The sequence below is a fragment of the Pseudomonas sp. QTF5 genome, assembly GCF_000512695.2.
Classification (GTDB): Bacteria; Pseudomonadota; Gammaproteobacteria; order Pseudomonadales; family Pseudomonadaceae; genus Aquipseudomonas.
Map to the genome: position 1 here is coordinate 1 of NZ_AZRW02000015.1, position 23,104 is coordinate 23,104.

17 protein-coding genes are annotated in these 23,104 nt (G+C 59.3%); 2 read left to right on the forward strand and 15 right to left on the reverse strand.

Annotated elements, in window-relative coordinates; translation table 11 throughout:
• Positions 1 to 11 precede the first annotated feature (11 nt).
• The 3 genes from IC37_RS13985 to IC37_RS13995 all read right to left on the reverse strand — a co-directional run bounded on the left by IC37_RS13985 (position 12) and on the right by IC37_RS13995 (position 4,982).
• Entirely contained in the window at positions 12 to 911 is a 900-nt protein-coding gene (locus IC37_RS13985; RefSeq protein WP_051414827.1) for a zeta toxin family protein, read from the reverse strand.
• Between the two features lie 127 nt (positions 912 to 1,038).
• The gene (locus tag IC37_RS13990; protein ID WP_030130230.1) at positions 1,039 to 3,318 is read right to left on the reverse strand and encodes an ATP-dependent DNA helicase; all 2,280 of its coding nucleotides are present in this window, start codon (positions 3,316 to 3,318) and stop codon (positions 1,039 to 1,041) included.
• Positions 3,315 to 4,982: a VRR-NUC domain-containing protein gene (locus tag IC37_RS13995; RefSeq protein WP_030130231.1), complete on the reverse strand. Its 1,668-nt coding sequence runs from the start codon at positions 4,980 to 4,982 to the stop codon at positions 3,315 to 3,317. The genes IC37_RS13990 and IC37_RS13995 overlap by 4 nt, the downstream gene beginning before the upstream one ends.
• Positions 4,983 to 5,191: 209 nt before the next feature.
• Between IC37_RS13995 and IC37_RS14000 the strand changes: the two genes are divergently transcribed.
• A complete protein-coding gene (locus IC37_RS14000; protein WP_030130232.1) occupies positions 5,192 to 5,416 on the forward strand; it encodes a YgdI/YgdR family lipoprotein in 225 nt (74 codons plus the stop codon).
• A gap of 46 nt (positions 5,417 to 5,462) precedes the next feature.
• Here the strand turns inward: IC37_RS14000 and IC37_RS14005 are convergent, their stop codons facing one another.
• The 10 genes from IC37_RS14005 to IC37_RS14045 form a co-directional block, all read right to left on the reverse strand.
• The gene (locus IC37_RS14005) at positions 5,463 to 6,668 is read right to left on the reverse strand and encodes a DUF1624 domain-containing protein (RefSeq protein ID WP_030130233.1); all 1,206 of its coding nucleotides are present in this window, start codon (positions 6,666 to 6,668) and stop codon (positions 5,463 to 5,465) included.
• Positions 6,669 to 6,742: 74 nt separating this feature from the next.
• The gene (locus tag IC37_RS14010; RefSeq protein ID WP_030130234.1) at positions 6,743 to 7,117 is read right to left on the reverse strand and encodes a hypothetical protein; all 375 of its coding nucleotides are present in this window, start codon (positions 7,115 to 7,117) and stop codon (positions 6,743 to 6,745) included.
• Between the two features lie 266 nt (positions 7,118 to 7,383).
• Complete coding sequence (locus IC37_RS14015) at positions 7,384 to 9,237, reverse strand: polyurethanase (protein WP_030130235.1); 1,854 nt, start codon at positions 9,235 to 9,237, stop codon at positions 7,384 to 7,386.
• Between the two features lie 56 nt (positions 9,238 to 9,293).
• Positions 9,294 to 9,434, reverse strand: coding sequence for a hypothetical protein (locus IC37_RS29980; protein WP_158225662.1), 141 nt, complete (start codon positions 9,432 to 9,434; stop codon positions 9,294 to 9,296).
• A gap of 23 nt (positions 9,435 to 9,457) precedes the next feature.
• Positions 9,458 to 12,505 (reverse strand): autotransporter serine protease, encoded by a 3,048-nt coding sequence (locus tag IC37_RS14020; RefSeq protein WP_030130236.1) that lies wholly within the window; start codon positions 12,503 to 12,505, stop codon positions 9,458 to 9,460.
• A gap of 215 nt (positions 12,506 to 12,720) precedes the next feature.
• Entirely contained in the window at positions 12,721 to 14,085 is a 1,365-nt protein-coding gene (locus IC37_RS14025; protein ID WP_030130237.1) for a TolC family outer membrane protein, read from the reverse strand.
• Between the two features lie 2 nt (positions 14,086 to 14,087).
• Entirely contained in the window at positions 14,088 to 15,437 is a 1,350-nt protein-coding gene (locus IC37_RS14030) for an HlyD family type I secretion periplasmic adaptor subunit (protein ID WP_030130238.1), read from the reverse strand.
• Positions 15,434 to 17,221 (reverse strand): type I secretion system permease/ATPase, encoded by a 1,788-nt coding sequence (locus IC37_RS14035; RefSeq protein ID WP_030130239.1) that lies wholly within the window; start codon positions 17,219 to 17,221, stop codon positions 15,434 to 15,436. The genes IC37_RS14030 and IC37_RS14035 overlap by 4 nt, the downstream gene beginning before the upstream one ends.
• Positions 17,222 to 17,406: 185 nt before the next feature.
• On the reverse strand, positions 17,407 to 17,829 hold the full coding sequence (locus tag IC37_RS14040; protein WP_030130240.1) for an AprI/Inh family metalloprotease inhibitor: 423 nt from the start codon (positions 17,827 to 17,829) through the stop codon (positions 17,407 to 17,409).
• A 76-nt stretch (positions 17,830 to 17,905) separates the two neighbouring features.
• Entirely contained in the window at positions 17,906 to 19,363 is a 1,458-nt protein-coding gene (locus IC37_RS14045) for a serralysin family metalloprotease (RefSeq protein ID WP_030130241.1), read from the reverse strand.
• A 639-nt stretch (positions 19,364 to 20,002) separates the two neighbouring features.
• On the opposite strand from IC37_RS14045, the gene IC37_RS14050 reads away from it, so the two are divergent.
• A complete protein-coding gene (locus IC37_RS14050) occupies positions 20,003 to 20,278 on the forward strand; it encodes a DUF1652 domain-containing protein (RefSeq protein ID WP_007896200.1) in 276 nt (91 codons plus the stop codon).
• Between the two features lie 136 nt (positions 20,279 to 20,414).
• On the opposite strand, the gene IC37_RS14060 is transcribed toward IC37_RS14050, so the two are convergent.
• Both IC37_RS14060 and IC37_RS14065 read right to left on the reverse strand, forming a co-directional pair.
• Positions 20,415 to 21,596, reverse strand: coding sequence for a cystathionine gamma-synthase (locus IC37_RS14060; protein ID WP_030130242.1), 1,182 nt, complete (start codon positions 21,594 to 21,596; stop codon positions 20,415 to 20,417).
• On the reverse strand, positions 21,593 to 22,969 hold the full coding sequence (locus IC37_RS14065) for a cystathionine beta-synthase (RefSeq protein ID WP_030130243.1): 1,377 nt from the start codon (positions 22,967 to 22,969) through the stop codon (positions 21,593 to 21,595). The genes IC37_RS14060 and IC37_RS14065 overlap by 4 nt, the downstream gene beginning before the upstream one ends.
• Positions 22,970 to 23,104: the final 135 nt, after the last annotated feature.

Below are 23,104 nucleotides of genomic sequence, written 5' to 3' on the forward strand. Positions count from 1 at the left end.
TCAGCGTGGAATCAATGTCCGGATGTTGGCGGAATGGGTGTCCGGATGGTCATGGAATCCGCATGTTCAGCGTAGGTTTGGGTTTTGAGCAGTGCCAGATGACACTCTTTTATCATTTCGTCGCGATCGCTCATGGTGTAAATGTGATTGTCGATGATCTTTCCATAAGCGCTGTACGTATAAAGTGCCGTTGTTCCTGAGATCGTCAAGGTCCCGTCGGCGGCTTTGGTATAAGTACTTTGAGCGCGCAACGTCCGTTCCTTCAATGCCCCCAGCCCCCGTTCATACAATGTAATTTGCGAGCCGCTGACCTCTTTGGCGGCCGTTTCGAAGGCCAGAATGATCGCCTGCGCGTTACTCATGCTGGCATCCAGCATCGACACCATGACGAACCTTTCCATTTCCTGCTTTTCCAGGCTTTTGAGCGCTCTTTTGATGCTCGATGCATGAGCGAACTCTTGATTGCAGGCAACAATATGAGTCTCGAATTGGTAACCGGCTGCCGTTGCCTTCGGTGGAAAGGCGGCGAAATCGATACTGTCGAAGGCACACTCCATGATGATGTTGTATTTGCGCGTAAACGCCTCCGCGAAGATCTTCGCGCTGACTTCCCGGACAAAAGCCTCCGTATGCTCATAAGCGTGCAATACGCCGAGGGTGATCATCTCGGCGTATTGAGGGTGTTTTTTTCGGTAGTCGGGCAGATACAGACGAACGTAGTTGGCGTAGCGATTCGAGGGAAGGAGGTTCTTTTCCAGCAGATACGTTTTTCCTGACCCTTGCAGCCCGGCAACGACAAGCATTTTGGGGGTTGCCTCGGCAGTGATGCCAGTGAACAGCGTCGCGGTGATTTCAGTGAATGCTGCAGTGACCTGCGCTGGGGTGTAAGAGTAATTTGGAGCTGCTGACATACCTTGATTTCCTTATCAAAGATTTGCTTGAAAGTGATTGCTGCCTTTTGAATAAAGCCCTGTTTCGTTGTTTGTTCAAATGAGCGTGTCTTTCAAGATATGTCGCTGTTTTATAACGTAATAATTCCTACAGGACAGAAGGAAAATGCGACGGTTCAACTGACCACCAGCGCGGCAATAATTGCTTGACCTTGCTCTCGCCAAACCGGTCATCGATCAGCATCACTACCCCTTGATCCTGCTGAGTGCGGATCACCCGCCCCGCTGCTTGCACGACTTTCTGCACGCCAGGAAACAGGTAGGTGTAGTCATACCCGGCACCGAAAATCGCCGCCATGCGCTGTTTCATCTGTTCGTTGACCGGATTGAGTTGCGCCAGCCCCAGGGTGGCAATGAATGCACCAATCAACCGCGCGCCGGGTAAATCGATGCCTTCGCCGAACGCTCCACCCAGCACCGCAAACCCGACGCCCTGACTATGGACGGTGAATTGATCGAGAAATGCCTGACGCGCCCCTTCCCCCATTCCCCGGGACTGCGACCACAGCGTGATGTGCGGATGCCGCTCGGCCAATAACTGCGCCACTTGCTGCAAGTAATCGAAACTACTGAAAAACGCCAGATAGTTACCGGGACGTTGGGTGAATTGTTTGGCGATCAGTTCGACGATGGGCTCGAGGGATGCCTGACGGTGGACATAGCGGGTCGAAATCTGGCTGACGATGTGCACTTGCAGCTGTTCGCCGCTGAACGGCGACTCCACGTCAATCCAGACGGTATTCGCCGGTGTTCCCAGCAAATCGGCGTAGTAATGCCGAGGGCTCAAGGTGGCGGAAAACAGTACGGTGCTACGCGCAGCAGTCAGGCGCGGGCGAATGAAAGCGGCGGGCACCACGTTGCGCAGGCACAGTTGCGACAGGTTGCGCTTGCGCTCGAGGTCGCGTTTGCTGATGTCGAACAGGAAATGCTCATCGAACAGCTCAGCCACACGGCCGAATTGCAGCATGTCGAAGTAAAAATTCTGCAACCCGCTGTCCAGGCCCTGAGGATGATCATTCAGGTAGTCGCCGATGCTCGCGCAGCATAAGGACAGCACCTGAAGCAGTTTTTCCGGGGCTTTGTCGTAGGCTTGATAGGGGCTCAGTTGCTGATCATGCAGGGCATTCCATTCACGATTGACCCGCTGCAAGGATCTCTTCAGTGCCTCAGGCGCGGTTTTTCGCACGCTGTTCAACGTCGCCTGGTCGAGGCTGGCGCTGTACATCTGCCGGCCACGCTCCACTAGGTTGTGAGCCTCGTCCACCAGCACCGCGACTGTCCAGTTATTGGCCTGGGCCAGCCCGAACAGCAACGCGCTGAAGTCGAAATAGTAGTTGTAGTCAGCGACCACCACGTCCGCCCAGCGGGCCATTTCCTGGCTTAGGTAGTAGGGGCAAACGTCATGCTGCAGGGCAACCTCGCGCAAGGCACTCTGGTTCAGCAAGCTCAATTGGCTGGCGGCCTGACGCGCGGCCGGCAGACGATCATAAAAGCCTTGGGCCAACGGGCACGACTCGCCATGGCAGGCTTTGTCCGGGTGCTCGCAAGCCTTGTCCCGGGCGATCATCTCGAGGACTCGCAATGGCGGAGCATCGGCGCTGTCGAGGATGACCTGAGCGGCGTCCAGCGCCAATTTGCGCCCCGGGGTTTTCGCCGTGAGGAAAAACACCTTGTCCAGTTGTTGCGGCGCCAGCGCCTTGAGCATCGGGAACAGCGTGCCAACGGTCTTGCCGATACCGGTCGGTGCCTGGGCCATCAGGCAGCGACCGGTGCTGACAGCCTTGAACACCGATTCGGCCAGATGCCGTTGCCCGGGACGAAAATCGGTATGAGGAAATGCCAACCGTTGTGCTGCCAGATTACGCCCTTCGCGATGGGCCATTTCCTGCTCGGCCCAATGCAGGAACAACCCGCAGTGGTGTTCGAAAAACAGCTGCAATTCGGTGGCGCTGAAGGCCTCGACCAGACAGGTTTCCTTTTCGCTGACGATATCGAAGTACACCAGCGCCAGATTAATCTGCTCCAACTGCAGTTTCAGGCACATCAACCCGCCGTAGATCTTCGCCTGTGCCCAGTGCAATTGGCGGTGGTTGGCCGGTTGCTTGCTCAGGTCGCCACGGTAGGTTTTGACTTCTTCAAGGCAGTTCTGCGCCGGATCGTAGCCGTCCGCCCGGCCCTTCACAGTCAACGTTCGATACTGGCCCTCGAGCGCGACTTCATTCTGGTAACCCTCGCTGCGCCGAGACGCCACGGTGCGATGCCCGACGATGCCTTCCAGCGCAGTCGGCGACGGGGTGAAGCGCAGGTCGAGGTCGCCGGCCTTGGCGGTGAACTCACACAGCGCCCGCACCGCAATGCTGTAGCTCACGCGCCCTGCTCCGCCCATTGCACGTAACAGACGGCGATCGGCATCTGGTGCTCGTGACAGAATTCCAGCCAGCGCAATTGATTGTCTTGCAACCGATCGCCGGGGCCTTTGACTTCGATCATCCGGTAGGTTTTGTCTTGCGGCCAGAACTGGATCAGGTCCGGCATGCCGGCGCGGTTGGCCTTGATGTCGAGCAGCAGTCGATTGAACCAGTGTTTGAGGTGTTCAGCGGGCAGACAGTCGAGCGCCTGCTCCAGCAGTTCCTCACTCAGCACGCCCCAGAATACGAACGGTGACTGCACGCCCCACTTGGCGCTGTAACGCTCGCGGACAGTTTGCACATAACGCCCGTCATCGAGTTCAGCGAGGCAGGCCTGGAACAGATCCGCGCGCAGCACATGAAAATCTTCGTTGAGCAGGTCCACCGGCCCGCGCTGGAACGGGTGAAAAAACGCCCCCGGCAACGGCGCGAAGATCGCCGGCCAGCACAGCAGCCCAAACAGTGAGTTGATCAGGCTGTTCTCGACGTAATGCACCGGCGCCAACTCGTCCGCCAGGTGCGCCTGAACGTAAGACTCCACCGACAACGCCGGATCGTGCCGGGGCAGTTGCAGGTCCAGACGCTGCATGGCCCGAGGGGCTGGCCGCTTGATCGGCGGCCCACCCAATTTGCGCCGCAGTCTGGGCAGCACGCGCAATAGATGCTGATGCTCGGCGGCGCTTTCAGGGGCTTGCTCGGCGTAGGCGGCCAGGTCCATGGCCCGTTGATATTCACCACAGCGCTCCAGCACGCGAATCAGCCGCAGACGCGCGCCGGGGTAGGCGCATTCGCGATAGAGACTCAGGGCGATGGAAAAATCCGCGATACGCTCGCAATGCTGAGCGATCTGGAACAGCAGTTTGCCCCGACGTTTTTGCAGCCAGGGATTGTCGAGCTGCAGCCCGTTGATCTGCTCGACAATATCCGCCACGTCTTCACCGGCCTCGAAACGCTGCTGACAGCTGTGCAAAAACAGGCAGGCATCGACGTCCTCGCGACTGCGCAACCCTCGGGACTCGGCGCAGAACTCGACTTTTTCGTAGGTAAAGATGCCCAGGTCGGCCAGCACGAACTCCGACCAGTCCTGGTAAAGATTGCCAAAGAACATCAGCCGCAGCCGGTCGCACAGACCCATGACGGTCAGGCTGAACAATCGGTCATTCAGTGCCGGACACCACTGGGCAAAACTTTGTGCTTCGGGAAACTGCTCGCTCAGGGTCGGCAGCCAATCGGTCTTTTTGCCTTTCGGCTGATCGATGACGCTGCCAAAACACTGGAAAATTTCTGCCTTGAGCAACACCTCGAACAAGTCCTCGATGTGCAACGGCGACTGCTCATCGATCCAGCCCGATGCCAGCAGCGGCGCCGCAGCGCTGTCGATGTCGCCGATCTCGGCGTAACTCAGTTTGCCGGCCCTGAAATGCACGCCCTTGCGCATCACCAGTCTGACCAGCAGCGCTTGGGACTCACGGGGCAGTTGATTGAAGTCGCGGATGAAATCCTGTTCCTCGACGCTCAATACATCGGCATAACGATGTTCAAGCCAATCAAGCACTTGCATGAAGTTGTTCAAGTAATAGAACGGGTCATCGAGAGGATTTACAATCACGGGCAAAAGGGCCATGGCAAACGAGTACTGGTTATGCGTACAGATACCAGCTATGCCCCACCCGGTGCAAATGGAAAAGGATCAGTGGCGACGCTATTCGGCAAATTTCGAGTGACCATCGAACTTTCTGCCATTCCATCGCACCAACCGCGTTAGAGGCACAGTGACGATCGACCTCAAGGCGAGGCGTTCGCGCTGTTTTTATTCAGTGATTAGAGGTGTGTATGAATTTCAAGACTCTGGGTTTGCCCTTGGCAATAGCGGCCTTTCTGGCCCTGGCCGGTTGCTCGACGCCAACCGTCGTGACCCTGCAGAACGGTACCCAGTATTTGACCAAGGACATGCCGAACACCAAAACCAAGGACGGCTTCTACGAGTTTGAAGATATTTCCGGGGCGACAGTGAAAGTCCGGGCCGATGACGTGGCCACGGTTCGCAAGGAAGACTGATTCCCTGAACGGGTTGCCCGCGTTGTTGTCACCGCGGGCAGCCAAATCAGAGATATTTGAGAATCGCGATGTCGCGACGGCGCTGTTTGAGATTGGCGAACCAGCGCGTCGGGAAGAACAGCAACACCCCGAGAATCACGCTCCATAGCCAGACCATGGGCAGGTTATCGAAGCCGTAATAAGTACCCTGATTGGTGCCCCAAATCGCGACGGCCACCAAGTACATCGCCTTGAGCACGTACAGGTGCAGCAAATAGAAAAACATCGGCGCACCGCCGTAGATCGCCAGGGTCGCGGTGGACCAGCGATCCTGGGCTTTCTCGAACAACGCCAAAAGAATCAACCCCAGACCCAGCGTCGGCATCAGGAACATCAGCGATGGCGGGTACTTCTTCGCGCTCAGGAAACTCATGAAAGTGCGCAGCGACTCACCGGTTTGCACCCAAGGCTTTTCGCCATAAACATTCAAGTAGCGGATGAGCACGAACGCCACCAGCAGGCCGCAGCCGACTTTCAGCAACCGCGAAATTCGCTCCGCCGATTCCATGTCCTTGCCGAACCATGGCCCGATGGCCCAGCCCAGCAGAATCACCCCGATCCACGGCAACACCGGATACGTGGTGCGAGCCCGGGTGAACTCGGTGATGTCGATGAACACCCGCTGATGCAGGATCGACCACGGCACGTATAACGGCGACTCCGGCCCTACGGTCACGCCATCGAGCAGGTTGTGCCCGGCGACAATCGCTACCCCGAGCACGATCAACCAACCGCGTTTGAAGTGCAGCAACCCGGCGAGCACGATCATGCAGATACCGATGCACCAGATCACTTGCAACCACAACGTCTTGGGCGGGAACTCGGCGTTCCAGGCGAAGCACACGAACGTGAGCTCCAGAAACACCAGGAACAGCCCGCGCTTGAGCAGGAACACAGACGTCTCATTGGCGGTGTGTTTCTGGCTATAGAGCCAGGCCGACAAACCGGTGAGGAAGATGAACACCGGGGCACAGATTGTGCTCAGCAGTCGGGTGAAGAACAGGTCCGGGGTCACGCTCAAGGCATCGATCGGGTCGGTCACCTGGCGGTGCAGCAAAAAGGTTTCCCGCACATGGTCGACGAGCATGCAGAGCATGACGAAGCCGCGCAGGGCATCGATGGCGAGCATCCGGGTGTTGGTTTTTGCAGCGCTGGAGGCAAGCGCAGAAGAAACACTTCCCGCCTGCCCTGCCACGCTTGTGGATAGGGTCATATCAGTCACTCATGTCGTGGTCAGTGGGCTCAGCCCTGTTGCTTCAGCCTGGCAACGTCTGTTGCGATCATTGCTCAGTGAATCCCTGGAATACTGTTATCGCAGGAGATGGACTGCCCTCCTTGCCGGATCAGTCGTTCCTGCATCCGCTGGCAGCGTTCCCGTTCCTGCTGCATCGAACGGTCGATGCTGGTATTGCCGGTCTTCTCCGGTTGTTTGCCGTCGCCCAGGCGCACTGTCACCCAGGGCTGTTCCGGCTGGATTTGAAAACGAGTTTTTTCTTCGATGGGTTTGGCAGGTTTGGTGGTTTCGATCGCCGCTGGTTTCGGCAGTTGATCGGAGGTGACCCCGTAACGGGTCAGAATCGAGCTTTGAGGCAGTTCTGCGACGGCGGTTGACGATAAAATGGCCAGCGCCAAACCGAAGGTGTACCTCTTGCTGTTACTCACGTTGCAAAATCTCCTGTACTCAATGGCGGCATGCAGCGCCTGCGTTACAGTATAACGTGTATATGGGCTGATGGTTTATGCCAGATTCCTGTTGGTGCAGGTATTGGAGTTCGAGAGTGACCGGTGGGTCATCGTAGACAAGCAGGTTTACCGCGTTATCGTTCTTCGCGAGCAAGCCCGCTCCCACATTGGATTTTCATTGTTCACAAAATCCCTGTGGGAGCGGGCTTGCTCGCGAAGAGGCCCTTACCGGCGCCGCATCACCCTCAGGCGATCACAATCCCGCTACTGGACAAACTGTCCAGCCCGACACCCACCAGGGTTACCGAATCAGTGCCAAATGTGAGCAGCGTATCCTGCCCCACCGCCGTGGCATGGGCCCGATAATCATCGTTCGGCGCAACGCCCTGAACCCCGAGGAACACCAGCTTGTCGTTGACTTGATAACCCACCACCCGGTCCTGGCCAAACGCGCCGCTGAACAGGAACGTGTCGACCCCGCCTCCTGATACCAGCAGGTCATTACCCGCTCCGCCGACAAACACGTCGTTGCCAATGCTGCCAATCAAATGATCGTTGCCATCGAGGCCAAACATCCAGTCGCCCGTTGCGTGCGCGTTGAGGGTGTCGGCGCCGGTCGTGCCCTTCACGCTTGAGGCGTACTGGGTCAGGTTGCTGCCGGCCGCAAGGCCATTGGCGGTGACGCTGTGGGTCACGTCATCCTTGAACACACCCCAGAGAAAACCCGGCTCCTTGGTGACGATGCTGCCGATGTCGCGGGTGATGCTGATGCCGCCATTGGCATCGCGCACGTACAGGTTGCCGGCACCGTCATTGGCGAAGACGAAGTTCTTCACCGACTGCTGCAGGTCCAGCACGTTGCTGCCCTTGCCACCCAACAGGATGTTGTAGCCGCCACCATCGCGGAAGGTGTCGTTGCCGTCGCGGCCTTCCAGGTAGTCGCTGCCCTTGCCGCCCTGGATCAGGTCATTGCCATCGCTGCCGATGATAAAGGTGCTGCCTTTATGGGTTTCGGCGTTGCGGTTCAAGTCCTGAATCCACGTGTTGCTGCGCGCCGGGTCCGAGAGGTTGGCGACGATGATGGTCGAGTCTTTGCTGGTCAGCTCGTAGAACTGCGACTCCAGCACCCGGGTCATGCCGTCGCCGTAACCGGTGGGCAAATGCGAGATCCAGGTGGGAATGTTGAGGATGGAATACGGCAGCACGTTCCACGCCGTCGAGGCGTAGTGGTCGTTGAAGCTGACGATGTTATCGGTCGTCGAAGCCTTGGCGGCATCGTGCACGCCTACTGAGGACAGGTTGAACGTCGAGCCATCGAGGGCGCGGAACACCGGGTCGTTTTCATAACCGATGTTCAGCACTTTGTCGCTGCTGCTTTGGGTCGGCGAGGCGTAGGCAATGTAGTTGGAGTCCTGGTAGAACCCGGACCATTTTTCGCTGCTCAAGTCCGCCAGGCTATTGACCGCCAATCCGCCGAGGCTGTGGCCGCTGACCAGCACGTCCTTGCCCGACAGGCCATTGGCCTGGGCAAATGCCGCAACGTCACCGAGCAGATTGCCAAAGGCTTCACCCGCATAGTTTTTCGCATAATCCTTGGGCCCTAGCGCGGCCATCAGATCGTTGATTACATCACCGATGGAGTCGCCGATCTGGATTTCTCGCGGGCCGCTGGTGCCGCGAAACGCGATGCCGATTTCGGTGAGATGACCCTGGGCGTCGTACTTGCCGAGGATCTCGACTTGAGCGCTGGTGTAGCCGGCCTTCTCACCGAAGAACGTTCCGCGAGCGTCGGTCTTGCCGTCATAGCCCAGTTGCGCGGCGGTGATTGGCGTCCAGCCGGCTTGTTGCACGGCTTCAAGTGCGGCTTTTTCTGAATCGGGGTTCCAGGGAATGCCGGGAATGACGCCTTGGGAATCGGTGCCGCCGATCAGCGCGGTGACCAGGGTTGCCGGCAAGCCCAGGCCGAAGCCGTTTTGCTGGTAACCGGTGGCGAAACCGTTGTCGAGGTTGTGATAGGAATACAGCGTGATCGCCATGGCGTCGCTGAACAACGCCTTGGAGTCTGCTGTGCCGAAGTTTTTGTAGTCATACACACCCATTGGTATTGCCTCTCTCTTTGTTGGAATTGTCAGAGATAGCTCACAGCCAGGACGCCTCAATCACGAGACGCCCCGGAGCCTCTAGTGCATGCAGCCTTTACGCAAACGTTGTACGCGTAGAGCGTCAGCGCGATCGCGTCGGAGTACAGCGCCTTGCCGGCCTCACTGCCGGCATTTTTGTAATCAAACAGTCCCATGTTCTTGCTTCCTTAGCGTCAAATCAGAACTGCCAGTCCAGGGTCAGGCCCACACCGTGGTCTTTTTCCCGGGAACCGAGCAGCCCGTTGTAATCCAGGTTCAAACGGCTATCGCGACCCAGCGCCAATCCGGCACGGGCGCCGACCACCGCGGCATCGCGGTCCATGGACACGCTTTGCACGCTGAACGCGCTGTTGCCGTTGACGAAGGCCAAGTGGTCTTCAGAACGGGTGTTGCTCAGGTTGTGCTGCCAGCCGAGCGTGCCGGACAGTTCCAGTTGTTGCTGGTCGGACAGCGCAATGGCTTTGCTCGCTCGCAGGCCAAGGGTCGAAAGCACCACGTCGCGGTTGTTTTCACCGCCCTTGAGCGCGGCGGCATCACCTTTTTCGCTGAAGCTTTCAGTGTTCAAGTGCACGTAAGCCAGATTGGCGAATGGCTCCAGAGCGATCGGTTGCAGGTCCAGGCGATACGCCGCTTCGGTGAACAGTTGCGCGGAGGTCGCATCGCGTTTGGATTTCTGCTTGCCGCTGACGTCGCCAAATTGCAGGTCGCGTTTGACGTCGATGCGATGCCAGCTGTAAGCGCCACCGACGCTCAGGCGCAACGCGTCGATTTCATGGCCCAGGTACGCACCCAAGTGGTAGCTGTCGACCGAGGCCGACGAGTGCGTGCCATCGCCCATGCTCAATGAGCTGTCGCTATAACCGGTGACGAAACCCAGTCGCGTATCTTCAGTGATCAAGCCATCGACACCGGCCAGCAACCCGCCAATGGAGCTGTTGGAACTGGCGTTGTCATGCCCGCCATCGCTCTTGCCCCAGGCGCCGAGCACTTTGAGCCAGGCGTTGCTGCGGTCATCGGTGGGTGCCGCGGCGTCGAACAGATCGTGCTCGCGCAGACGCTCGCCGACCGCATCGCGCAGGTAACGGCTGTCGTTGATCAGCAGCGTGCCGATTGCCGGATGAATCTCGCCGGAGAGTTGCTGGAACGCTTGTTGCGCGACAGCGGCGGTCGGCGACAGCAGCAAGGTTTCGTAGAGCGGATTGCCTGCGCCCAGTTGCTCGGCGGCAGCGGCCACGGCCCGTTGGTTTGGCGTCCGCCCAGCGCTGGTGAAGGACGTCGCGTTGCGCTCGACGGCGAGTTGAATGCCGTTAGCCGAGTAGTCGAGGGTGCCGCCGAGGAACAGGTAATCCGGCACCACCGCACCGAAGCGCCCTTCGATTCCACCAGCCGCTTGCAGGATGTTGTACTGATTGCCGAGCAGGGATTTCGCTTCGCTGGTGGTCAGCAATGTCGGGCTGTTTTCCAGAGACAGGCTGACTGTTGCGCCTTCGATAACCGCCTTGCCGCTGGCGATGATCTGGTCGCTGCTGGTGGGCGACAGCTCTACGGCGTAGGTCGAGCCAGGCTCGAAAGTCACGTCACCCGCCACCTGCAAGGTGCCGATGGAATTGCCGGGCGCCACGGTACCGCCGCTTTTCGCGGTCAGCGCCGCTATGCTGCCGTTACCGCCGAGGATGCCGCTGTCATTGACGGTGACGGCCGACAGCAGCGAACCGTTGATCGCCAATCGGCCCTGATTGACCAGGGTCGGGCCGGCGTAGGTATTGGCGCCGGTCAGCACCAAGGTACCGATGCCCTGCTTGGTCAGGCCGCCATGGCCGGAAATGTCGTTGCGCCAGACATCGAGCCCGCAGTGCACGTCATTGCACACACGCTCGGTGGGTTTGCCGGCATCGATGATCGCGCCGATACCCGGCAAGTCCGCGACAAACTGGCTGGAGCCGTAGGCGCCTTCGATGCGGAATTCTTCGGGAATGTCCTGCTCGGTCACGAACATCGCCGGGCCATCGATGCCTTTGCGCAGGTTGATCATGCCCCAGCCGTACAGCGAGTCGACGCCGGTTGCGCCGAGGTCGGTGGCGGTGGTGCGCAGCACGCTGGCGACTTGCGCGCCGGTCATGTACGGGAAGCGTTCCATCAACACCGCCACCGCGCCTGCAACGTGCGGCGCTGCCATGGAGGTGCCGTTGTAATTGGCGTAACCGGTGGTCAGGTCATCGGCATTGGTGCCGCTGATGATCGAGCTGTAGATCCGGCTGCCCGGTGCCGACACGCAGAAGCTCGCGGTGTAGCCGCAGCGCGACGAGAAGGTACTGATGTTGTAAGGGTCGGGGCTGCTGGTGTCCGGGTTCTTCTGCAACGCGGCGACGGTCATCCAGTTCGGCGCGATTTCCGGGACGAAGTAACCGAGGCCGGCGATGGCGTCCGGGTTGTTGAGGTTGTAGTCGTTGCCGGCGGCGAAGATGGTCACGATGCCGCTGCGGGCCGCCGCGATGGCGCCGTCGTAGGCACCGCCGGGTTTGGTCCCCAGCAAGGTCTGGATCTCGTTGAACTGCAGTTGCGCGTCCTGGACGGTGAAGTGCGGGTACGCCGGGTCCCGGCCACCCAGGTCGAAGCGGTCGGTGATACCGATGCCCCAGCTGTTGTTGATGATCCGCGCGCCGCTGGCGATCAGGGCATCCCAACCGGCCTTGTACACCGCGCCGTCGTTGCCGCGAATGATGCCGTCTTCCGGGCCCGGGTCGCCGTTGTCGGCACTGATGATATGCGCGCCAAAGGCGACGCCGTGCATCGGGCCGCCATCGCGACTGCCCGCGGCGATCCCGCCAACGTGGGTGCCGTGGGCGCCGAGTTTGCCGTTGGAGCCCACCGAGGGCGAACCGTCATAGAGAAAGGCATCCCCGGCTTTGACCGGAATGTACGGGTCGGTGTATTCGCGAATGCCGCTGGTGACCAGCGTGATCACCTTATTGGCTCCGGAAAACTCCGGGTGCAAGGCGTAAACCGGTTGATCGAAGATCCCCAGTTTTACGCCTTTGCCGGTGTAACCGGCGGCGTAGGCCTCCTGAGCATTGATCGCCCCCAGGCCCCAGTCAGCGTTGAACTCCGTGCTGCGCCAGCTATCGGGATCGCCTGTCCTGCCGTTTTCCACATAGGGCGCCGCGTGTGCGGTGCCCAAGGTGGCCAATGCGCAGAGCAAGGCAAGGTTGTTGTACTTATTATTCATCGAACTACCGTCCTTAGTTGTGTTGCAAAAATCCTTGTGACCAGTGGGCGCGCAACTTGTAGGAGCGAGGCTGCCCGCGAAGGCGGTATGTCAGTCAACGTCAATGCTGAATGTCACGGCCCTTTCGCGGGCAAGTCGGATCGCCGCCCGCTCGCTCCTACAGGGTTGCGGTGTTCAAGTCCGGCAAGCTCCCTCGCCACAATGTTTTCTATGCGCTACTGAGCTTTCGGGCCCTGGCCGAAGGCCTCATCCACCTTGGCCAGGTCTTGCTCGTTCAAGGTTCCCGCGTAGTAGTGCAACTTGGTCCAGGCCATTAAATAGTCATAACGCGCCTGGGCCAGATCCCGGCGGGTGGTAAACAGTTGTTGTTCGGCGTTCAGCGCATCGAGGTTGACCCGTTCGCCGCCCAAAATACTTTGCTTGGTCGAGACCACCAGCGCTTCGGCTGACACCAATGCCTTCTGATAAGCCCGCAATTTATTGACCCCCGACAGGCAGGCGCTGAACTGACGACGCAACTGGATCAAGGTTTCCCGGGTCTTGCCGTCCAGCTCATACTCGGCCTGTTCCATGGTGCGGCTGGCCTGCCGGGTCGAGGCCGAGACCCCGCCGCCGGCATACAGCGGCACGTTGACTTCGATACCGATGGTGTTGGTGTCGTAACGCTGGTTGTAGGTGTTGCCGCTTTCCGATTCGTTCTGGCGCACCGAGGCGTAGGCGCTGACTTTTGGCAGGTGGCCGGCGCGATTGCGTTCGACCTCGTAGCGTGCCACTTCCACTGCCTGACGCTGGGAGGCCAGGTTCGGGTTGTTGGTCACCGCCATCTCGTGCCAGGTGTCGTAATTGGCCGGTTGCAGGGTGAAGGTCTGGAAGTTCTGATCCAGCGGCGTCAGGTCGCCAATGTCGATGGGCGGCACCCCAATCAGTGCACCCAGCTCGCGCAAGGACGCATCCTGTTCGTCCCGTGCCTCGATTTCCTCGGCGGTCGCCAGCTCGTAACGTGACTCGGCTTCGAGGATATCGGTGCGCGTACCCTCCCCTTGGCGGAACATCTGCTCGTTCTGCTGAAACTGCTGTTCGAAGGCTTTTTTCTTGGCCCGCGCGATGTCGATCTGGTCCTGAGCGAACAGCGCCTTGGTGTAGTTCTCCAGCACGCGAACCAGCAGTTCCTGGCTCTTGCCACGAAAGTTTTCATCGGCGAACAGCGATTGCGCCACACCCTTGCGATACGCCGCGTAGGCCTCGTAGTCGAGCAGCGGCTGTTGCAGGGTCAAGGTCGAGCCGTAACTGCTGTAATTGCGATCCTCGGTGAAGTCTGGTCTTCCCTCATTAATTTGAGTGACCTTGGAGGTGTTACGTCCCTTGTTGTAGTTGTAACCGATCCTGGGTAGCAGCCCGGCGCGGCCGATGGCGCGGTTTTCAAGGCCTGCATCGCGTTCCTTGATGGCGCCAAGAAACACCGGATCATTGCGTAACGCTTGCTCATAAATGTCGAACGGCCCCATGGCCATCGCGCTGTTGCACGTCAGCAATGCCAGGGTCGCTGCGAGCAGGGAAAGCTTATTCATACAGCCGAACATCCTTATTCCTCGGTCAACGCGGAGCCTGCCCGGTCGAGCAGCGGTTTGAACAAATAGTTGAGGAGTGAACGTTCACCGGTACGCACGAACATTTCTGCCGGCATGCCGGGCTTGATCACCAGGCCGTTGAGTTTTTCCATGGCCTGGTCACTGACGCTGCTGCGCAGCACGTAGTACGGCACACCGGTTTTCTCATCGACCATCTGGTCGGCGGAGATCAGGCTGACTTCGCCGGGGACCCGCGGGGTACGGCTTTGGTTGAACGCGGTGAACAAAATGTCCACCGGCAAGTGCGTGCCGACCTTGTCGATCAGGTTGATCGGCAGGTGCCCTTCCACTTCCAGACTCGTGCCTTGCGGGACAATCTCCAGCAAGGTGTCGCCCTGACGTACCACGGCGCCTTCGGTGTGAACCCCAAGGTTGACGGCGATGCCGTCGGCGGTGGCGATGATTTCGCTGTGTTGCAGGTCGAAGCCGGCAGAGGTCAATTGCTCTTCCAGGGTCACGCTTTTGAGCTGCGCGTCGGCCAGTTGGCTGCGGACTTCCTTCTGGTATTCCTCGCTGTGCTGTTGCAGCTTCAGGCGGGACTCAAGGATGCCCTGCTCCACGCGGCCGCTTTCGCCGGTGTTCTCGGCCAGCTGTTGCTGCACTTGCGACAACTGACGCTGGTAATCCATCAAGCGGTTGCGCGGGATGTAGCCGTTGTCCGCCAAGGGCTGAAGATTGCTCAACTGTTGTTGCAGGGAGCTGGCCTGGGCCGTCAGATCGGTGCGCGCGCGGCGCATGCCGGCCAGTTGCGCGCTGGCGCCTTCGATATTGGCACGCAGGGCGGCTTGTTCACGGGAAAACGCTTCGCGACGGCTGCTGAACAATTGCCGTTGGCCTTCAAGCACCAAGGCCAGGCGCGGGTCCGGATCGTTGCTTAGTTCGGCGGGGAAATTCACCTGCTTGAGGTTGTCCCGTTCGCTCTGCCAGCGCGCCAGGCTGGCCCACGCCATGCGGTATTGCGCTTGCAGCGATTGCACGTCGGCCGCGACCTGGGTCTGGTCGAGGCGGAAAAGCGGTTGGCCCTGCTTCACCACTTGGCCTTCGCGCACCAGAATCTGGCTGACCACACCGCTGCTCATCGATTGCACGGCTTTGCGCTTGCCCGAGACCACCACGGTCCCCTGCACCGGAATGCCTTGATCGAGCGGCGCGAGGCTCGCCCACGTGAAGAAACTGCCGGCACCGACAACCACCAGAATCCAGCCCATGCGGGCGAAGAAACGCGCGTCGCGCTCAGGACGTTCGGCGATGCAGTCGTGTTCCATCGGCGCTTCACTGTCGTTGTTCATGCGTGTGCTGCTCATACACCCGAATTCCTTGTCGTGGGCTGATACTGCCGGCTCATGCTGAGCCCGCCCGGTGCTTGCGCAGGTTTTTCACGTTGTTGTTCCTGGGCGCCTGACGGGTGACCGGCCAACGCCTTGAGCACTTCCTGGCTTGGGCCGAAGGCCTGCAAGCGACCTTCGTTGAGCACCAGCAACTTGTCGGCCTGGGCCAGGGCTGAAGAGCGATGGGTGACCAGAATCACGCTGGTGCCCCGGGCCTTCATGTGCGCGATGGCGCCGGCCAGAGCGGCTTCGCCGACGGTGTCGAGGTTGGAGTTCGGTTCATCCAGCACCACCAGACTCGGGTTGCCGTACAACGCGCGAGCCAGGGCCACACGTTGCTTCTGGCCACCGGACAAACCGCTGCCGTCTTCGCCAAGCACGGTGTCGTAACCTTGCGGCATGCGCAGGATCAGTTCATGTACGCCGGCCTGTTGCGCGGCTTCGACGACTTTTTGCGGATCCGCCTCACGGAATCGGGCGATGTTTTCGGCGATGCTGCCGCTGAACAGTTCGATGTCCTGGGGCAGATAACCGATGTAAGGGCCGAGGTCGTCGCGGTTCCAGCGATGAATGTCCGCGCCGTCGAGGCGCACCGTGCCGCCGAGCGTCGGCCAGACACCGACCAGCACCCGGGCCAGGGTCGACTTGCCGGAGCCGGATGCCCCGAGCACGCCCAGCACTTCCCCGGCGCTCAGATTGAAATTGACCATGTGCAAGGTCGCTGCCTGTTGCCCCGGCGGACCGGCGCTGACTTGCTCGAAGGTGATCTGACCTTTCGGCGCCGGCAGCGCCATGGCCTCCTCAGTCGGTGGATAGGCTTGCAGCAAGGCATCGAGACGGCGGTAAGCGAGTTTGGCGCCGCTCCACTGTTTCCACACGGCGATCAGCTGATCGATGGGGCTCAGCACCCGGCCCATCAGGATGGAACCGGCGATCATCATCCCGGCGGTCATGTCACCCTGGATCACCAGCAAGGCGCCCAACCCCAGCACCAGGGATTGCAGGCACAGGCGCAGGGTTTTGCTCAGGGAACTGATGACCGCGCCAGTGTCGCTGGCCTGATTCTGCAAGCCGAGAAAACGCGAGTGCACCTGAAACCAGCGCTTGCGCAAGACCCCGAGCATGCCCATGGCCTGAATGGTTTCGGCGTTGTGCAGGTGACTGGTGGCCAATTGGCTGGACTTCTGGGAAAACCCTGCGGCTTCGCCCAAAGGCTTTTTGGTCATTGCCTCGTTGAGGCAGGCCAGCCCGATCAGCAGTACCGCGCCTGCGGTGGCCAATACGCCGAGCCAGACGTTGAACAGAAAGATCACGAACAAGTAGACCGGAAACCACGGCGCATCGAAGAAGGCAAACAGCGCCGGGCCGGTGACGAATTGACGAATATGGGTCAGGTCGCCCAGGGATTGCCCCGCGTTGCCCTCGCCCTTGAACAGGTTGCGCTCGAAAGCGGCTTGGTACACCCGCAGGTTGAAACGGCGCTCCAGTTGGCTGCCGATACGGATGACAATGAAGCTGCGCACGATTTCCAGCAGACCGATGAAAACGAAAAACCCGACCACCATCAACGACAACATCGTCAGTGTGGTTTCGTTTTGCGAAGACAGTACCCGGTCATAGACCTGAAGCATATAAATCGACGGGACCAACATCAGCACGTTGATCAGTGCGGTAAAACATCCAACGCTGATCAGGAAGCTTTTATAGTCGCCCAGTGCCTTGAATAACGGTGCAGTGGCCGGGCTCTTCGCCATCTTCATTGGTTTTTCCTGAGGTGTTAAGCCTCGCTCTACGTGGCGAGGTTTTAATTAACTGTCCGCACACGAGTCGAGACATTCATTTGCCGGTTATCTGTTAGTAACAGCCCTTTGTACTCTTTAAAGAGTTCTGGTTATTGATCGGCTGCTTATAACGGCATAACGAATTTTATTATTCAGCATTCCACTTAATGTGCTGTGCGCTCTAGCGTAATGATCAGACCTGACTTCAAGGTGCTTTTATAAAACCCTTCATGCTGTCGACTGAAAAACACAATTCTTGAACCTTCTTTACCGGTCATGGCAATACCGTCCGGTTCCGGGAACCAACCCATCACCGATTCGTTCAGCCAGGCGCCGAGACAGTCGGCTCCCTCACCCAGGGTCTGGTTCAACTTGAGCTCGATCGAGCAGACATTCGACGGCTTGTCCTGCAGCGCCTGGGACTCGGGCGAGTCTTGCGCGGTGTTCAGGGAAGCCTGCCATTTACCGGCCAGTTCCGACGGGTCGGCCAATTTCAGACTGCGTGCCATGGCTACATCTCCAAGAAACATCATCAGCGTCGCCAATAGCCACGCGGTTGCTCTGTAGGTAAAAGCGTTCTGGATCATAGGGCGTTTTACTCTGGATCGTCGTTCAAGGGGCAGAGGGCGGCGCGTCAAACGCCGCCCTCCTGTTTGCCTTGAATCAGGCCACGATGTCCGAGAACGCCGCCTGGCCCACGGTGCTGACCAGGAAGTCAGCCACGCCGTGCCCGGAGAAGTCCACCGACAACAGGCTGTTGCCGCCCGAAGTGCTCAACACCGCATCGCCTGCCGCACCGGTGAACGAGTTCACGAAGTGCAGGCCCGCGCCGTTGGTGATGCCGGTCAGGTCGATCTTGTCCAGACCACTGACGAAATCGAAGATCTGGTCGACTGCACCTGGCTTGGAGTCGCTGCTGGCCGCGAACACGAAGGTGTCCGAACCCGAACCGCCCCACAGTTTGTCCGCACCGCCCGCGCCGAAGAGGATGTCGTTGCCGGCACCGCCCTTCAGCTCGTTGGACACGCTGTTACCGATCAGCAGGTCGCTACCCGAACCGCCAATCGCGTTTTCGACAGTGACGCCTTTGGCGATGGACACATTGCCCACCATGCCGCCAACATCGGAGAACGAGGCTTCATTGAGGTTGATCTTCTGGTTTTGGGTAAAACCGGAGAAATCCAGTGTGTCCTTGCCACCCGCATCCCAGACCGAGAACACGACTTTGTCCGACGACAAAGACGCGCTCAGGAAGTCGCGACCGGCGTTGGAGTTGAAGCCGTAGGTGGTATCACCGGTACGGGTGGTGGTGTTGGCACCGTAGAGTTTCTGGATGGCAGCGATATCGTCCATCAATGGGCCGGACGCATAGGCTTCCATCCCGCCTTTACTGAAGTTCTGGTCGGTATTGCTTTCACTCCAGTAGCTCATGACGCTGTAGCCGCGGGTGTCTTCCCCGTAAGTCGCGTCATTGTAGGTGGGTGCGCCTTCACCGGCGTTGTAGTCGCCAGGATGAGCCAGACCCAGGGTGTGACCGATTTCATGAGTCAGGGTTTGACGGCCATAGTTATTCAGGTCTGGCGTCTTGTTCGGCGTGTAGCTGCTGTTGGTCAGGTACCAGGAAGTACCGTCATAACCCGAACCGGTGCCTGGCAAGTAGGCGAAAGCCGCCGCGCCATCCTGACCGCCGCTATAGTTACCGAAGGTCATATGACCGTCGCCGCCAGAGGTCTGATTGGTGAAGGTGACATTGGCCACGTCGGCCCAGGATTGCATCGCGAGCACGGCTTGGGCCTTCTGTTGCGCGCTGAACTGACTGAACCCGGTGATGCCGTGCTTGTTCATGGTGCTCGACGATGCCGAGGTCAGGAACGTGTAGGTGAGTTCGATTTTACCGCTGCCATCCTTGTCCTGGTAGGCCGCGCCGTCGCGCAGCAGCTGGGTAGCCGCCTCGTCGACGGAGAAGGAGGGTTTGCCATTGACCGTGAGATTGCCGCCCCGATCATACTGATGGCTGAAACTATCGATCTGGTTGTAGGCGGAACTGGGTGCAGCCAGTGATTGCAATGGCGCAAAACCCTGTTCGGCAAGATCAATAGCGTTGTCTTTTACTTTCGACATAAACACACTTCCTTGTTTAGCAATGGAACAGTTTTGTCCGATACGACAATCTCTGGCGAGATCGTCCTATCACTCGCCCAATGAAGGCGTATAAAAACTGACACAATTTGAAATCAAACGTCTACATTTTTTTTGAGGTTGAATTGAGTTGCTCCGGTTAACTCCCGAAAACAGTGCGCATGCTGTCGAAATATTGTTTGTAGTTGAGGGCTTCAGGCTGATTGTCAGACAATCTTTTATTTAAATATTAAATAGGGGTAAGTTGTTTTTGTTGATAACACCCCACGTTCCAGAGTGCGTTGTATACCAGGATTAAACCTGTAGGAGCGGGCTTGCCCGCGAAAGCGGTATCTCAGGCGACATCCATGTTGACTGTAGTACCGCCGTCTTCGCGAGCAAGCTCGCTCCTACAGATGACTGGCATGGAATACCCCGGCCAATGCTGGCCTTTGGCCGAAAAGCCGGCGTCTCGTGATCTGCATCAAAAAAAAATCAACCAATCGCCAAACGGACTGAAAAATCCACATGATTTTCACATCTGGATGCTACTTTTAAAGACAGTCACCGGTTGAGCCATTGAAGGTTCTTCCCTCCTAACATGAGCTAAAGGAAGCGCTCGATGAATAAGGTGGGCAACACATGAATAAAGGGTCTTTCAGCAAAGTCACTTTTCCCAATGCCTGCCAGCTGATGCGCTGGCATTTTCATCCCATGGGTTTCGAAGCGACCATGGATGCACCGGGCAGTATGGTTGCCCGGCTGTTCGACCGCGCCAGTGGCGAAACCATGATCGCCATTGCCGGCATTCCTTGCGCAACGGTCATGAATGCGGCGGATGTAGAACGAATCATCGAAGCTGTGGAAGATGAGCTGGAGGCGTTCATTCCGCCGGAGGCTCTCAGGAGTTATGCCTGATGGTCGGCGTTTCACAAAACCTGTGGGAGCGGCGGTGCGACGATTCGACTTGCTCGCGAAGGCGGTGTGTCAGGCAACATTAATATTTGCTGACACTCCCTCTTGGCGAGCAAGCCCGCTCCCACATTGATTGCATTTAACTGATCCTCATCAGGGCCTGCGCCAGATCGGCGCGCAGGTCTTCGACATCCTCGACCCCCACTGACAAACGCACCAGCGCATCGCCGATGCCGAGTTGTGCCCGGGTTTCGACGGGGATGCTGGCATGGGTCATGATCGCCGGGTGCTCGATCAGGCTTTCCACCCCGCCCAGGCTCTCGGCCAGGGCGAAGATCCGCACACTTTCAAGGAAGCGCTTGGCACCGGCCAGATCGCAGTTCAGGTCGAGGGAAATCATCCCGCCGAACCCACGCATTTGCCGCCGCGCCAGTTCGTGCTGCGGGTGCGATGGCAGGCCCGGATAATAGACGCGCGCCACCTGCGGCTGACGCTCCAGCCATTGCGCCAGCTCCAGTGCGTTGCTGCAATGGCGTTCCATGCGCAGCGCCAGGGTCTTCACGCCGCGCAACGTGAGAAAAGCATCGAACGGCCCGGCGATAGCCCCCACCGCGTTCTGCAGGAAACCCAGGCGCTCGGCCAACTCGAAGTTCTGCCCGACCACCGCGATGCCGCCGATCACGTCGGAGTGACCGTTCAGGTACTTGGTCGTCGAGTGCAGCACGATATCGAAGCCCAACTCCAGCGGCCGCTGAATCCACGGGCTGGCAAACGTATTGTCAGCCACACAGATGATGCCTCGCTCGCGACAGGTGCGCGCGACGGCGGCGAGGTCAGTCAGGCTCAGCAAAGGATTGCTCGGCGTCTCGACCCAGACCATACGCGTGTCATCCTCAAGCGCCGCTTCGAAGGCCGCCAGGTCGGTCAGATCGACGAAGCTGAAACGATGCCCGGCACTGCGTCGGCGCACCTTGTCGAACAGGCGAAATGTACCGCCATACAAGTCATTGCCGGAGACGATGTGGGCGCCAACATCGAGCAGTTCGAGCACATTGGCGATCGCCGCCAGCCCGGAAGCGAAGGCGAAGGCCCGGGTACCGCCTTCGAGGTCCGCCACGCAACGCTCCAACGCAAAGCGCGTCGGGTTGTGCGAACGCCCGTAGTCGAAGCCCTTGTGCACACCCGGACTCTGTTGCAGGTAGGTGGAGTTGGCATAAATCGGTGGCATCAGCGCCCCGGTGGAAGGGTCCGGCGTCTGTCCGGCATGGATCACGCGGGTGGCGAAGGCACGTGGTTTGGCGGTTTCATCGTGCTGACTCATGCAAGGGACCTCCGCAGGTAATTGAGCATGTCGACGCGGGTAATCAGCCCGTGGAAACCCGAGGCGTCGGCGATCATCGCCACCAACCCACGGTCGAGCTTCGCCTCCAGTTCGGCCAGACTGGCGCCGGGCGGCAGGATTTCCAGCTTGTCGGTCATCGCACTGCTCACTGGCATACGGAAGTGTGAAGCGTCTTCATGCACGCCAAGCAGGATATCGGACTCGTCGATCACGCCGACCAGCCGCTGCCCGTTCACCAGCACCGGCAGTTGCGACACATCCGCCAGGCGCATGCGCTGGAAAGCGGTGAGCAGCGTGTCGTCCGGGCCCACGCTGACCACCCGGCCATCCTCGAAACGCCGCGCGATCAGGTCGCGCAAATCACCGTAGCGCTTGCGCGCAAGCAGCCCCTGATCGTTCATCCACTGGTCGTTGTAGACCTTCGACAGGTAGCGGGTGCCGGTGTCGCAGACGAAACTGACCACCCGCTTCGGCTCGGTTTGTTCGCGGCAGTAACGCAATGCCGCCGCCAGCAATGTGCCGGTCGAAGAACCGCCGAGAATGCCTTCGGCACGCAGCAGTTGGCGGGCATGATCGAAGCTTTCCTCGTCGCTGATCGAATAAGCCTTACGCACGCTGGACAGGTCGGCAATCGACGGAATGAAGTCTTCGCCAATGCCCTCCACGGCCCAGGAACCAGGCGTACCAAGAGTGCCGCTGCGGCTGTATTCAGCCATCACCGAGCCGACCGGATCGGCCAGCACCATTTCCAGATCCGGTTGTACGCGCTGAAAGAAACGGGTCAGCCCGGTCAACGTGCCAGCCGAACCGACGCCCACAACGATGGCATCCACATCATGCTGAGTCTGCGCCCAGATCTCCGGAGCGGTACTGCACTCGTGGGCCAGCGGGTTGGCCGGGTTGTTGAATTGATCGGCGAAGAAGGCGTCGGGAATCTCCTGCGCCAACCGCGCAGCGACGTCCTGGTAATATTCGGGATGGCCCTTGCCGACGTCGGAACGGGTGATGTGCACCTCGGCGCCCATGGCCTTGAGGTGCAGAACCTTCTCGGTGGACATCTTGTCCGGCACCACCAACACCACCCGATAACCCTTGGCCCGACCGACCAGCGCCAGGCCCAGACCGGTGTTGCCGGCAGTGGCCTCGACGATGGTGCCGCCCGGGCGCAGGCGGCCATCGCGCTCGGCGGCGTCGATCATTGCCAGGCCGATGCGATCCTTGATCGAGCCACCGGGGTTTTGCGATTCGAGTTTGAGAAACAGTGTGCACGGGCCGGTATCGAAGCGGCTGACACGCACCAGCGGCGTATTACCGATCAGTTCGAGCACGGCGGGACGGGAGTCGTTCGGCATGTCGTCACCTCGCTGCATGTATCCGCATTGGATGGACAGCGACCTGCGGCGAATCAATGCGCGCCAGTCGCATGCAAAGCCTCGCCTTGGACCATAGGCCGGGATTGCCCCCCCCGCAACTTTTCGCAGCCAGTC

Bases quoted from the DNA above. Each gene is read 5' to 3' on its own strand.
- IC37_RS13985 (WP_051414827.1), bottom strand. From the start codon at position 911: ATGTCAGCAGCTCCAAATTACTCTTACACCCCAGCGCAGGTCACTGCA.
- IC37_RS13995 (WP_030130231.1), bottom strand. From the start codon at position 4,982: ATGGCCCTTTTGCCCGTGATTGTAAATCCTCTCGATGACCCGTTCTAT.
- IC37_RS14000 (WP_030130232.1), top strand. From the start codon at position 5,192: ATGAATTTCAAGACTCTGGGTTTGCCCTTGGCAATAGCGGCCTTTCTG.
- IC37_RS14005 (WP_030130233.1), bottom strand. From the start codon at position 6,668: ATGACCCTATCCACAAGCGTGGCAGGGCAGGCGGGAAGTGTTTCTTCT.
- IC37_RS14015 (WP_030130235.1), bottom strand. From the start codon at position 9,237: ATGGGTGTGTATGACTACAAAAACTTCGGCACAGCAGACTCCAAGGCG.
- IC37_RS29980 (WP_158225662.1), bottom strand. From the start codon at position 9,434: ATGGGACTGTTTGATTACAAAAATGCCGGCAGTGAGGCCGGCAAGGCG.
- IC37_RS14020 (WP_030130236.1), bottom strand. From the start codon at position 12,505: ATGAATAATAAGTACAACAACCTTGCCTTGCTCTGCGCATTGGCCACC.
- IC37_RS14025 (WP_030130237.1), bottom strand. From the start codon at position 14,085: ATGTTCGGCTGTATGAATAAGCTTTCCCTGCTCGCAGCGACCCTGGCA.
- IC37_RS14030 (WP_030130238.1), bottom strand. From the start codon at position 15,437: ATGAGCAGCACACGCATGAACAACGACAGTGAAGCGCCGATGGAACAC.
- IC37_RS14035 (WP_030130239.1), bottom strand. From the start codon at position 17,221: ATGAAGATGGCGAAGAGCCCGGCCACTGCACCGTTATTCAAGGCACTG.
- IC37_RS14040 (WP_030130240.1), bottom strand. From the start codon at position 17,829: ATGATCCAGAACGCTTTTACCTACAGAGCAACCGCGTGGCTATTGGCG.
- IC37_RS14045 (WP_030130241.1), bottom strand. From the start codon at position 19,363: ATGTCGAAAGTAAAAGACAACGCTATTGATCTTGCCGAACAGGGTTTT.
- IC37_RS14050 (WP_007896200.1), top strand. From the start codon at position 20,003: ATGAATAAAGGGTCTTTCAGCAAAGTCACTTTTCCCAATGCCTGCCAG.
- IC37_RS14060 (WP_030130242.1), bottom strand. From the start codon at position 21,596: ATGAGTCAGCACGATGAAACCGCCAAACCACGTGCCTTCGCCACCCGC.
- IC37_RS14065 (WP_030130243.1), bottom strand. From the start codon at position 22,969: ATGCCGAACGACTCCCGTCCCGCCGTGCTCGAACTGATCGGTAATACG.